This is a genomic window from Fodinibius salsisoli (genome assembly GCF_026229185.1).
GTDB lineage: Bacteria > Bacteroidota > Rhodothermia > Balneolales > Balneolaceae > Fodinibius > Fodinibius salsisoli.
The window spans coordinates 111,831-123,943 of sequence record NZ_JAGGJA010000003.1; the positions used below are offsets into that span (position 1 = coordinate 111,831).

The 12,113-nt window shown below is 44.9% G+C and carries 16 protein-coding genes; 5 read left to right on the forward strand and 11 right to left on the reverse strand.

The features are described 5' to 3' along the window. Nucleotides 1-13: 13 nt before the first annotated feature. Nucleotides 14-577, reverse strand: coding sequence for a recombinase family protein (locus J6I44_RS05400; protein ID WP_265764982.1), 564 nt, complete (start codon nt 575-577; stop codon nt 14-16). A 430-nt stretch (nt 578-1,007) separates the two neighbouring features. Between J6I44_RS05400 and J6I44_RS05405 the strand changes: the two genes are divergently transcribed. Then, nucleotides 1,008-1,934: an alpha/beta fold hydrolase gene (locus J6I44_RS05405; protein ID WP_265764983.1), complete on the forward strand. Its 927-nt coding sequence runs from the start codon at nt 1,008-1,010 to the stop codon at nt 1,932-1,934. A gap of 28 nt (nt 1,935-1,962) precedes the next feature. Beyond that, nucleotides 1,963-2,517, forward strand: coding sequence for an RBBP9/YdeN family alpha/beta hydrolase (locus J6I44_RS05410; protein WP_265764984.1), 555 nt, complete (start codon nt 1,963-1,965; stop codon nt 2,515-2,517). A 210-nt stretch (nt 2,518-2,727) separates the two neighbouring features. Here J6I44_RS05410 and J6I44_RS05415 read toward each other — a convergent pair whose 3' ends face one another. The 10 genes from J6I44_RS05415 to J6I44_RS05460 all read right to left on the reverse strand — a co-directional run bounded on the left by J6I44_RS05415 (nt 2,728) and on the right by J6I44_RS05460 (nt 9,174). Further along, a complete protein-coding gene (locus J6I44_RS05415) occupies nt 2,728-3,345 on the reverse strand; it encodes an NlpC/P60 family protein (RefSeq protein ID WP_265764985.1) in 618 nt (205 codons plus the stop codon). A 95-nt stretch (nt 3,346-3,440) separates the two neighbouring features. Next, the gene (locus J6I44_RS05420; protein WP_265764986.1) at nt 3,441-4,442 is read right to left on the reverse strand and encodes a CobW family GTP-binding protein; all 1,002 of its coding nucleotides are present in this window, start codon (nt 4,440-4,442) and stop codon (nt 3,441-3,443) included. Between the two features lie 66 nt (nt 4,443-4,508). Further along, nucleotides 4,509-4,694 carry a GTP-binding protein gene (locus J6I44_RS05425; protein WP_265764987.1) on the reverse strand — a complete coding sequence of 62 codons (186 nt, stop codon included), beginning with the start codon at nt 4,692-4,694 and terminating at the stop codon, nt 4,509-4,511. Nucleotides 4,695-4,699: 5 nt separating this feature from the next. After that, nucleotides 4,700-5,230, reverse strand: coding sequence for a CobW family GTP-binding protein (locus J6I44_RS05430; RefSeq protein ID WP_265764988.1), 531 nt, complete (start codon nt 5,228-5,230; stop codon nt 4,700-4,702). A gap of 19 nt (nt 5,231-5,249) precedes the next feature. Next, on the reverse strand, nt 5,250-6,215 hold the full coding sequence (locus tag J6I44_RS05435; protein ID WP_265764989.1) for a CobW family GTP-binding protein: 966 nt from the start codon (nt 6,213-6,215) through the stop codon (nt 5,250-5,252). Nucleotides 6,216-6,610: 395 nt separating this feature from the next. Next, the gene (locus tag J6I44_RS05440) at nt 6,611-6,949 is read right to left on the reverse strand and encodes a hypothetical protein (protein ID WP_265764990.1); all 339 of its coding nucleotides are present in this window, start codon (nt 6,947-6,949) and stop codon (nt 6,611-6,613) included. A 24-nt stretch (nt 6,950-6,973) separates the two neighbouring features. Next, nucleotides 6,974-7,480 carry a DUF2938 domain-containing protein gene (locus J6I44_RS05445; protein ID WP_265764992.1) on the reverse strand — a complete coding sequence of 169 codons (507 nt, stop codon included), beginning with the start codon at nt 7,478-7,480 and terminating at the stop codon, nt 6,974-6,976. An 84-nt stretch (nt 7,481-7,564) separates the two neighbouring features. Beyond that, complete coding sequence (locus J6I44_RS05450; RefSeq protein WP_265764993.1) at nt 7,565-7,900, reverse strand: ribbon-helix-helix domain-containing protein; 336 nt, start codon at nt 7,898-7,900, stop codon at nt 7,565-7,567. 25 nt (nt 7,901-7,925) lie between these two features. Further along, nucleotides 7,926-8,693: a ZIP family metal transporter gene (locus J6I44_RS05455; protein ID WP_265764994.1), complete on the reverse strand. Its 768-nt coding sequence runs from the start codon at nt 8,691-8,693 to the stop codon at nt 7,926-7,928. Between the two features lie 97 nt (nt 8,694-8,790). After that, nucleotides 8,791-9,174: a MerC domain-containing protein gene (locus J6I44_RS05460; RefSeq protein WP_265764995.1), complete on the reverse strand. Its 384-nt coding sequence runs from the start codon at nt 9,172-9,174 to the stop codon at nt 8,791-8,793. Nucleotides 9,175-9,282: 108 nt separating this feature from the next. On the opposite strand from J6I44_RS05460, the gene J6I44_RS05465 reads away from it, so the two are divergent. Genes J6I44_RS05465 through J6I44_RS05475 form a run of 3 tightly spaced genes read left to right on the forward strand, consistent with a single transcriptional unit; the run spans nt 9,283 to nt 12,084 of the window. Further along, nucleotides 9,283-9,693 (forward strand): hypothetical protein, encoded by a 411-nt coding sequence (locus J6I44_RS05465; protein WP_265764996.1) that lies wholly within the window; start codon nt 9,283-9,285, stop codon nt 9,691-9,693. After that, the gene (locus tag J6I44_RS05470) at nt 9,654-10,145 is read left to right on the forward strand and encodes a carboxypeptidase-like regulatory domain-containing protein (RefSeq protein ID WP_265764997.1); all 492 of its coding nucleotides are present in this window, start codon (nt 9,654-9,656) and stop codon (nt 10,143-10,145) included. The genes J6I44_RS05465 and J6I44_RS05470 overlap by 40 nt, the downstream gene beginning before the upstream one ends. Next, nucleotides 10,063-12,084, forward strand: a complete 2,022-nt coding sequence (locus J6I44_RS05475) for a TonB-dependent receptor (RefSeq protein WP_265764998.1) — start codon at nt 10,063-10,065, stop codon at nt 12,082-12,084. The genes J6I44_RS05470 and J6I44_RS05475 overlap by 83 nt, the downstream gene beginning before the upstream one ends. The last annotated feature ends 29 nt before the right edge of the window (nt 12,085-12,113 follow it).

Consider the following 12,113-nt stretch of genomic DNA (forward strand, 5'->3'; position numbering starts at 1 on the left):
TTAATGATTTGTTTTAAACTAATCTTTCCAGTGCCTTTTTAACTCGCTGCACTGTACTTTTACTTTTCTCAGTAAGCCTGCCTGTTCTTCGAATCGATTCTCCCCTATTTAATTCTTCTACTATATCCGAATGTTTTTCAATTAAATCAATATCCGATAACCTTGACCCATTTGCCCTACCCCTGTATTTACCTTCTGCTTTAGCGCGGGCAATACCTTCTCGTTGTGCCTCCCTCCTGTTATTGTAATCTATCTCGGCTAAGGTACTTAATACCGATACCAATAATTTGGCCACCGGATTCTGATCTCCATTATCAAGTAAGGTATTAAGGCCTTCTTTTTTTGATTTCACATTTACCCCTAATTCCGTAAACCGCTTAATCGTTTGCAGAGCATTAATGGCGTCCCGTCCAAGTCGATCTATGGAATGAACTTCAACTTCATCAATTTTTCCTTTCTCGGCATCGGCCAGCAGCCGGGCCGCATCCTCGCGATCTTCAAAGGCGACCATGCCGGAGACTTTATCCCAGTACACCTCCCCTTCTTTGCCCTCGAGTTGGGGGAATATTTTGCTCAAATGTGGACACGCGGACGTAGGTAGCTTTCATCATTTGATCGGTATTGGTTAGTCATAGCTGTACCGAAATCAGGGTATTGTATTCAAACCTGCAATAGCTATCCACAGACAGCTATTTCGGGTCGAGAAAACCGTACCGATTTAGGGTATATCCTAATTTAAATACACTATTATCTGCATCAGAAAGATCTGTTGAATATAAATAATGAAATTGTTTTTGCTGCTATCCTCCGGATATGCTCTTCTTAAATATTCTACATTTGAAGCGTGCCATCAGTATCAAATGAGTAGGCTTAGCATGTATACTTCATAATTATTGCATTGTCATAATTGCCCTGTGATAATGTCGCATTTTCACCGTGCAACATAGCTGTTAAGATTTTAAACTATCTTTAGAGCAATAAATCATAAATAAAAAAGGGAAGTTATTATGGAAGTCAAAAAAATTTGGGGCTTGTCACTTGTTTTTATCACCGTCGCTGCAATCTTGATGGCAGTTCCCAATGCCACTTTTGCACAGGTCGATAAAAAAACAGGCTATGCTTCCGTGAACGGACTCAAAATTTATTATGAAGTCCACGGTGACCTCGATTCGGAGGAGACACCGCTGCTGATCCTGCATGGCTCTTTTATGTCGGCGGAAGCCATGGCACCGCTGACCGAACGTTTCGCCACCTCCCGTCCGGTGATTGCCATCACGCAACGCGGCCACGGCCGTACCGGGGCTGCTCCGGGATCGCTTACCTATAAAAAACTAGCTGACGATGCGACCGGGGTGCTGGAGGCGTTAGACGTGGAGACCGCTGATGTGCTCGGCTATTCCATGGGCGCCACCGCGGCTATCGCAATGGCTGTTTACCATCCGGAGCGGGTTGGCAAACAAATCATCCTCTCGGGCACCTACCGTCGGGATGGCTGGTATCCCGAAGCCCTCAAGGCTATGGCACAGATGACGCCCGAGATGTTTGCCGAAACACCCATGGAGGCCGAATATAAGCGACTATCGCCAACCCCCGAATCCTTCTCCACCCTGGTCAAGAAAATGAAGGGGCTGGACGCTGAGCCGTATGGCTGGCCTGAGAATGATATCCGTGCTATCGACGGCAAGACCATGATCGTGGTCGGTGATGCCGACGGAGTAGAGCTCGAGCACGCCATCAGGCTGTTCGAGCTGCGCGGCGGCGGGGACCGGGAAGCAGCAGCGAAAGGGTTTATGAACGAGTCTCCAGAAGCGCGCCTTACCATCCTGCCGGCCACATCGCACATTGGCATCATGGCACGAGCGGAATTAATTGTGGATCTCGTTACTCCCTTTCTGGAAGATGACATCCCACCGATGCCGGAGGGATTCTTCTAAAAGAATAATCACAACCAAAAGAGAAATAATGATTACAAGACAAATTCTGTTTATCCAAGGCGGCGGAGAAGGAGCGTATGAGGAAGACAGGCTTTTAGCAGAAAGTTTGCGGGATAAGCTTGGCGCCGCCTGTGATGTCCGGTATCCGAGAATGCCGGAAGAAGAGGGCTCTACGTATGAAGAGTGGAAGGAACGGCTTACAAAAGAATTTGCGGCATTAGACAGGGAAGTAATCTTGGTAGCACATTCAGTGGGTGGTTCGCTCTTGTTTAAATATCTTACTGAAGAAGAGATGAAAGCGTCCATCCTGGGATTGTTTTTAGTTGCAGCACCATATTTTGGCGCTAAGAATTGGGAATTTGATGATTTTGCATTGCCAAATGGTTTTGCTTCGAAACTTCCAAAAAATCTACCGGTATTCTTTTACCACAGCCGCGATGACCAGTGGGTATCGTTTAAGCACTTGTCGCTGTATGCTAAAAAGCTCCCCCAGGCATCGATCCGTGAGTTTAATGACCGCGGGCATCAGTTCAACAACGATTTGTCTGAAGTTGCACGGGATATTAAAGGGCTAATGGATTAAGATCTGAACCTAATTCAAATCACCCAAAAACAGGAATCATCATGACTAAAACGAAAATATCCCTATCCGAAATTGTACCCCGGAAGAGTGGTTTGAAGAACGCACGGAATTGATCAAAGAAGAAAAAGAACTCACCCGCTAACGTGATAAACTCAACGGCAAACGGCGCCGCATGCCGATGGTAGAATAATCATGATCTAAAGTTGAGACCTACCAAGTTAATAACTCATTTGTTAGAATTCTGCGTCCGTCAAGATATTTCCCCATCCAGTAATTATTATCTAAACTACTAATGGTTACCCCCTCGGAGGAAGAGGCATGGATAAAATTCTTTTGATTTAAGAGAACCCCGACATGAAGCCGAGTATGGCTCGTTCTAAAGAAAACCAAATCTCCTGCTCTTAAATCGTATTTAGATATACTTTTGCCTTTGTCAATTTGCTGTCTTGTTGTTCTGGGCAGCTTCATATCAAAGTATTCTCTAAATACCTTCTGAATAAATGCAGAGCAATCGACGCCAGCTGAAGAATTGCCTCCATATAGGTAAGGGGTTCCCTTCCACTCTTTAAATGCCTGGCTTAACAAAGTTTTAAGGCTACTAAACCCATATATCCCGGAGTTTAGGAAAGCAGCAGAGTTGGCCCCTTTAAGTATTGGATGCTTATGAATGCTAAACTTTAGAGTATATGCAATAGAATGAAAATTAAAATTAACAGTACTTAAAAAGGTCTCCAACCCAATATCCATCGAGGGTGGATTCACGTCATTGGGGTTGTTAGCATCTGCCGTGTACGAGTTTTTATACCTGGCAAATGCTGTTGCGGTCAACGGATTAGTATCCGTTTTAAAAAAACTTCGGGCTTTTGAAGAGTTCGGAGATGAACCACCAAGGATACTTACCACTATCATTATGAAACAGACTTTCATGCTGCGAGTGCTTCTTCTAAGGTTTCCTCGATTTGGGCCGTATCCAGTTCATTGCCTATAAATACAATTTCGTTGTAGGCCTTAGCGGGTTCAGAAAATCGACCGATGGCATTAAATTCAAGAAACTTGCCTGCATGGTTCCACAAGAAGGCTGTATCAGAATCCTGCAGTGCTACCAGTCCTTTTGATCGATAAATATTGGATGGGAGTCCGTTCTCCAGTATGTCTATTAACTTTCGTTCAATAAACCGATGCTTGGTTTTATATACATAGGTCTGGATGCCGTACTCCTCCGATTCGGGCGTATGTTCTTTTTCAAGCTCTTCTACCCACAGGGCAGACTGCTCGGCCGTTTGGATATCAAAAACTCCGATATCAATCAACTGTCGGACCGGCACCTCTCCATGGGATGATCGGATCATCTGTGCCCGGGGATTCATCGTTGAGAGCAGCTCTTCAAGCTGAATCAACTTCCCTTCGCTGCTCTTGTCGGTTTTATTTAATAGCAGGATGTCCGCCCCTTCCACCTGTTCAGCCAACAGCTGTCCGAAGCCGCGGTTAAACTGGTCATCAGGAATTCTGGTTTCTCGCTGGTACATGTCCATGAACTGTGAGCTGTCAACTACGGTAATTACTGCATCCACAAAAACACTGTGTTGGATATTCGGGATCTCCGGATTAAGTTCTAACAGTTCTGGCTCCACATAAAAGGCCTGGGCGATGGGCACCGGTTCTCCAATACCGGTAGACTCAATGATGATATGATCGATATCATGTTTGGTTATCACATCGTCTACTCCTTCTATCAGGTCACCGCGCAGGGTGCAACAGATACAGCCGTTGGAGAGCTCGATCATCTCTTCGGTGGTATGCTTTACGAGTTTAGAGTCCACATTGACCTTTCCAAACTCATTGACAATAATGGCAATCCGCTTGCCCTGACTGTTTTCAAGGATATGATTTAACAGCGTGGTTTTCCTGCTCCCAGGAATCCACAAAGTATGGTAATCGGTATTTTTCTTTTTGTTGCTCGCATGATTTTTCGATTTTAATTATTTACAGTTTCATTTTTCTTGCTCCACGCATGCTTCAAACCCATCGCGCAGTAACCTTTTGTTCAGTTTCTTTCCTATAAATACAAATCTGTTTATGGGTTGCTGGTCGCCCCATGGCTTTCCAAAGTCTCCTTGCACCATTTCATGGACCACTTGGAAGATATAACGTCGGTCTTCGTCCCGGACATTAATCATTCCTTTTATTCGAAATATCCGGTGTCGTTCTCAAGTTCCCCCGTATCGACAAGGTCGGTTTTATTTAAAAGAAGCATATTAGCGCTCCGGATCTGGTGTTTTGCTTCCGGACTTTCTTTCAGCTGTAGCCCTACATGCTTGGCATCGACCATGCAGACCAAACCATCCAGTTTATAATCCTTCTGAATTTGAGGATGATTTAGAAAAGTATGAGCAATAGGACGAGGATCGGCTAAGCCTGTCGTTTCGATCAACAGATAATCGAAGGACTTTCCAGTATGCTTCAGATCTTCTAACGCCCGGATGAGGTCCCCTTGAACCGAACAGCAAATACAGCCGTTATTGAGCTCAAAAATGCCTTTGCTGCTGTTTTCAATGAGATCACCGTCAATGCCTATTTCACCGAATTCATTTTGAATGACAGCTATTTTGTGGTTATGCTGTTGCGTCAGGAAATGGTTCAATAATGTCGTTTTTCCAGAGCCCAGGAAACCGCTAATAATAGTAACAGGTATTTTTTCGCTTGTTGGTTGCATTTTTCCTATCAATTATTCTTTATGGCGTGTTGGTTTCTATGCATGTTTTGAATCCATCGCGGAGCATCTTCTTGTTTATATTCTTTCCGATAAATACAAATTGGTTGGTCCGTTCCTGGTCACTCCACTCCTTCCCAAACTCTCCCTGAATAATGTCATGAACAACCTGGAAAACATATCGTTTGTCTCTATCTTTCAGGTTTGCCACTCCCTTAATACGGAAAATCTTATGCTTCTGGTGATGCAGCATCCGGCTTAACCAAGCGTAGAGCCTTTCCAGATCTACATAGCCGGAGTATTTTAAACTCAGAGAAGTAATTCCCTCACTATGATGGGGCTCTTTAAGAGATCTATTTTGGCTTACCTCCCAGTCGGTAAGATCAAATATCTTCAGATCAAGTAAGGCTTCTAATGAAAGCCGGCTATACTGAGTATGATAAATTGAATGTACGATGGGGTTTATGGCTTTAATTTTCTGTTCTGCACGTTCAAGTTCCTCGGGTGATACAAGGTCTGTTTTGTTAAGTAATACCACATTTGCACTTTTTATCTGATGCCTTGCTTCCCGGTGTTCTTCTATATCTGAAAGAAGATGTTTTGCATCTGCTATGCTTATGATGCCATCCAGCATATAGTTCGTTTTCACTAATGGGTGGCGGAGAACCGTCTGTGCAACAGGATGAGGATCGGCTAAACCGGTTGTTTCAATAAGCAAATGATCCACCGGTTTGTTTAAACGCTTTACATTCTCTAATGCACGCACTAAATCACTCTGAACCGAGCAGCAGATGCATCCGTTATTCAATTCAAAAATATCCTCTTCTGTGTTTTCAATTAATTCACCATCAATGCCAATTTCACCAAATTCATTTTGAACAACGGCTATCTTGCGACTATGCTGTTGCGTAAGAATATGATTTAATAAGGTTGTTTTTCCTGATCCCAGGAACCCAGTGATGATGGTAACAGGAATAGGTTTCTTCATGATTTTTGGGTTTGATAGGTTATTTATGGTCCATTATAAATGGGTATTCAATCTCCCTAAATCCCTCTTACCGCCGGCAGGCGGTCATGGCTCCAAAGCCTGTCCCGGTACACTTTCGGGGAGGGACTTTGCTTTGTCCGTCTGACAAGCAATCCGCAGCACTCATATCCGGCAACGAGTTCCTCCTTGGAGAAGGAGGACAGGAGGATTGATTTATTTTGTTAAGTTGAATCAGCTCTTTCATCATATATCAGGCCTGTTTTAACTGCTAAATGCCATTCACTAACTAATCTCCTTTGATAAACTGATAGGATTTCTATCCCAGGTTACATATACGACATCCTGCTTAAACAAATCTACAGCATTGGAATAAGGGAAGTAAGAAAGCTTAAATGCTATACAAGAGGCGGAGCACGCAGGAATATGATAGCCTCATATCCATAATTGAAGTAAAAGAAAGGAGAAGTTTGGGGTACGGTGGGGATCAGAGCCAGCTCTAATGCTAGGTCCGCTACTCCATTATATGTAAGCTTTTGTGAGAAGGTACAGATATAACAGCTGTCTGCAGCATCAACATGCGGCAGCGCCTGGTATAATATATTCCCGTGCTGTTGGACAGGCTGCTCCTTCATCTTTAGAACATGTACATAGGGATGCAGTATGGCAGTCCCTATACCAGCAAGTATGGCGTTCAGGACGATCAGGAAACATATGCCATTTTTAAATCTGTCCATGGAATTTAAATATTGAGTACTTCCCTAAACATTTGAATGAAATAATGTAAGAAATAAGGCAGAAAGATAAAGTCCAATACCGTAGACTGAGTGAGCCGCGATACTTAGCAGGCGTGATAGGTTTGGCCTGGGGGTTTTAGAGGCGGCAATGCCTGCTCCCAACCCTGGCTGCAATAGAAAAAGTGGAGCAGCAACAGTGATAATGCCAATGGTAAGAGCAGGTAATAATGTCGGTTGGTTAGTCCAGCTAAGCCCGCAAACCATCAGTAGTAATAATGAAAACATAATGCCAATAATGTAGTGCGCCGTCCATCCGATGGTACATTCACCTTGGATGTTTTGGGATTGCCCAATATTCTTATGCGATAAACGCCGATGTGAAAAATGGCCAATCCATCGGCCTACCATACAATAATCAAGCGAAGGAATGCCAAAAAACCGTTTCAGCAATATTGCCCAAAAATCCATTAATAAAGTCGCCCCTATTCCAATCGGAATAGCATGCAACACGATCTCTGTCCAGTCGCTCATATTATTGGTTTAACAATTTGCAGGTAACCTTTCTTCTATCCGTTTTGATCTATCCCAGTATCAAAAACAGGCATATCTTAGTGGCTATTTGAACTGTTTTTCCGCACACCTTGGACAATCCAGCCAATTCTCAGATGGTATGCTGGAAAGAGCAGCGGGACTGCTTCCCCTTTCGAAAACCGGTCGGTACAACACTTCGCCCTCGTGGTGTGATTCGCCACAGGTATGGCAAGATATTTTATCATCCAGCTCTTTGGGGGTGTAACCGGTAATGACCCACCCCTCATGGCCCGTATGCGCTGCCAAACTTTCGAGAGCGGCCCGGACCGTTTGCGATTTATTACCGCTGTAGTACTTTTCGGCCAGATCCTCCAACAATGTTACGGTCTCACTATCCAGTGTAAAATTAAGTCGTTTCATAGTGATGAGTCTTATTTGTTTTCTGTTAGTAAATCAGATACCAAGCTATAAATACAAACAAGCCGCCGAGGAATGTATTCATGACGGCCCACCGGCGATACCGGTCCAGCTTGTGGTGTTCGTCATGATCCAGATCGGTTTCCTGATGGATCTTCCCTCCTACTTCGCACTCCGGCAGAAAGTCGATCGCTACATGGAAGAAGACGCCGGTGGCAAAACCGAAAATAATCGCATTGACGATGGTATTACCCGGCATATTCAACAAGCTCACAGGGAGCGCTGTCAGTCCAATAGCTGCTGCGGGGAGTAAAATTAAGGCCGCTGATTTTCCTTGTATTGTTAACCGTCGTGACGCTGCATAACCGGCCGGGCCTTTATGCGAAACAATAGCTAATCCCAGTAACAAACCGAGTTCCGGCATTGCGGCATATACGGTTCCGATAATTAATCCCGCTGATAGAGCATGCGAGGTTAACTCGAGTACCACCGAATCAACAGAAGATGTGGTATGCGATAAGCCGTGATTAAGCGTATGGATGGCAAAACCAGCTATAATACCAGCAGCTATTCCTAATCCACCATAGACTGGGTGATGATTAATAGCCGTAGGAACCAGGAAGATAGCGGCACTGGTGATCATGGCCCCGCTTGCCAGGCCGTATCCCGCAATTAAGCGATTGAGCTTATTCTGGCTTGCGGCTCTTACTCCCAGTGGTATTGAAAGCGCCATTGCTGCAAAAGCAATCCAGGAGATGCCGATGATCTTCCAATTTGCCTGCCATACAGCAAGCAAAGTAAACAAAGTTAAAATAAAGAGGCTACCGTATATGATAGACTTCTCAGAAATACGCAAAATAATCGTTAAATATGGTTTTGTTAGATATTATCAGTCAGCAGCTTTGGGCCGAGTGCTGCTTATAGTTTTTCCAGTGACCAATTATAAGTGTGGTACTGCCGGCCAGCGTTGTGATCATTTCGGCCGTATGTCCTACCCAATAGTGCATTAACCAAGCCAATGCCAGCAAACACAGGCCTGCAAGTAGAAGTACAGACACCGTTTGATCTCCACCAGACTTTTTAATAGCCAGCACGATAATAGGGACAATCAATATAAAAAGTATGGGATGTGCCCACTCATGCAATACAAACCCCACCGACCACAAGGGCATTAGGGCAAGTAAAGCCGGAAAAACCAAACAATGAATAGTACACAGACCGGATAAGAGCATCCCTGCCCTATCCCAACTCAATTTTTTAAATAACTTTTTGGACATGCTTCTTTATCTGTACTAACTACTTACTTGAGTGTGTATTATGATACGTATATATTAGGATCCATACAAACTTTATTCGGATTTATGCATCTGAACCGTACCAAGAATATGTATCAAACTACCGGTGGTATTGCTAAGACTACTATATTGCTGGTAGCGGTATGTCTGATTGGTTCGGCCTTCCACTTTCATCAGCCTTATCCGGATTCTCGGTTCGGTACTGAAACCCTCCATCAACAGTTGGATGTAAACCATCCGGACTGTATAGCCTGTATGCACCTACTGCAGGCCATCCCGGGACCACAAAATCAAATAACGTCGACTCAGCCCATGGTGGAGCTCGGGCCATCACTGGGGGATCAATCCTATCCTGAAGCGTTTATATCTGATCTGAATAATAAATCCCCGCCTATTCTCTGCAAACATACCGCCCAAATAACTTTACAAATCAGAGAATATCACAAAGGATTATTTCAGATATGTCAGATCGAATTACAATCTATTCAAAAATTGCTTTAATTTTTCTTTTTGCTTTGCTGCCTGGATGGCAGAGTGTGTATGCACAAACAGAATCCACTACAACGGTTGAGGGAAGCGTTACCGATTCAAAAGGCAAACTGCTTCCGGGTGTTAATGTAGCCTTGCCCCAACTGAACAGAGGGACATCCACCAAAACTGATGGCAGCTATATTATACGGGGCCTGCCCTCCGGCACCTATATGTTAGTGTTCTCCTTTATTGGATACCAAAGCACGAATCGAGAAGTACGCCTGCAAAAGGGTAAAACAATGACACTCAACCTTTCATTACAGAAAGCATTCATTAGCTCTGAATCGGTTACTGTTACGGGGACTCCTTATGCTTCAGATCCCTTAACAACGCCTGCTGATGTGGATGTTATTGCTGGTGATACGAAGTTTGCTCAACAAAAAACATCACTTGGTGGTTCGCTTGATTGGTGGTTCGCTTGATGAGTTAGCGGGCGTTTCTACCATAAGCACCGGCAGCCAGATGGGAAAGCCAGTTATTCGTGGGTTAAGCGGTAGTCTGGTGCGAGTATTGCGCGACGGTATAGCCATGGATTATCAGCAGTTTGGCGTGCGCCATGGACCCACCATCGATCCTTTTACCTCCGAACGCATCGAGATAGTTCGCGGAGCTGCCAGTGTGCAATACGGTTCTGACGCATTGGGTGGGGCCATTAATATGATTTCTAACTCAATACCGGATGCCATTGGCTCCAAGTCGTTTATGGATGGTCAAGTTATTGGAGAATTTGCCAGCAATAACGATGAGCTGGTCGGTGGACTTAATTTGGAAGGGGCTTCTGACCGCTTCGGTTTTACGGCTACGCTTATCCGTCGTGCGGCAGGCAATATGAGAGCCCCTGATGTTGCGACCTTTCAGGAGTCCGATGATACCTTGGCCCCCAAGTTTTCTGGTGAACTAGATCATACTGATTATGAGCAGTTAAATGGTAGCCTGGGATTAGGCTATCAAACAGGAGCCGGTAAAATTACTGCAGAATATAGTCGCTGGCAGAACAGCCATAACCTGTTGCTCCCGAATGGCAAAGGGCTTGGACAGAACCTCGAAGATAATACAGTGAAGATAGCGGGGAACTTTCAGCTGGGTAATAGCTTTATTCTGAAGCCGAATCTCACTTATTCTGGGAATATACGCCAGTCAAATGCAGGGAGAGGCAAGGCGGAGCCACGAAGCGAACTTCCTGAAAAGGGTCACGCTTTCATTGATATATTCAGACAAAGTTATACCGGAAAAACAGAGCTTGAACATCCCGAACTTGGTGTCTTAAGTGGTACCATCGGACTCGAATATAGATACCAAGACCAAGATTCCCGGGGTGAAGAACCACTGGTTCCTTCCGCTGAGATCCATAATCTCTCCGCCTTTATTTTTGAGAAAACGGATATTAAGGATCTGACCGTTTCTTTTGGAGCACGGCTGGATACTCGAACACAAGAAGCCCAACCCAATACAGACCTTATTCTGCCGAACTACAGTGTTGCTGAAACGGAGGAGGTCTTAAAACAGTCCTATACAGAATTTAGTGGATCAGTAGGTACTTCTTACCAGTTTACCGAATCGTTTGCCATTGCAGCCAATGTGGGTCGTGGTTTCCGCGCCCCAAGCCTTTTCAATCTGCATGCGGATGGCGTTCATGGTGGCGTTGCAGCCTATCAGGTTGGCAATCCCCACTTGGACCCTGAGCGCTCGTTTAATACGGATCTGTCCCTCCGGTGGCGTTCTTCCAATGTTAATGCGAAAGTCTCGGTCTATCGCAATACCATAAGCAACTACATATTCCTAATCAATACAGGAGACTTTTCCGGACCAAATGGCGGCGGCCCACCCATCCTGGAAACCGTTCAGGGAGATGCCCGTTTGTTGGGGGGCGATGCCAGTTTTACCGCTCAGCCATTATCCTGGCTTCAATTTTCCGGGACGTTTGAGACCGTCAATGGCGAAAATACAGATGCAAGTATTTCAAATGTGGACCAACTACCTCTGCTACCACCTACCAAACTGGGTGCCCGACTTAAGTTTTTGCAAGAACAACTCGGATCTTTTCGGAACACTTTCTTGGGCGTCAGTATGGAGCATGCCTACTCTAAAGATGCTGCGGGTCGATATGAGCCCTTCTGGCAATTTGGCAACGCTCCTAAGTTCAGTGACTTCGGGGTCGCTTCGACGGATGCCTATACCCTGCTCAATGCTACCTTAGGCGGAGAAATAGCATGGGGAAATCGTCCAGTTATACTGCAGTTATCAGCACAAAACCTTTTAAATGAGGGCTACCGAGACTTTTTGGATACCTACAAAGGATATGCAATGAGCCCGGGAAGGAGTATCACATTCCGGCTGAAAGTACCCTTTACGGTTCTTTAGCCAAAGCCGTTAATCGAATAGCCAGCTTT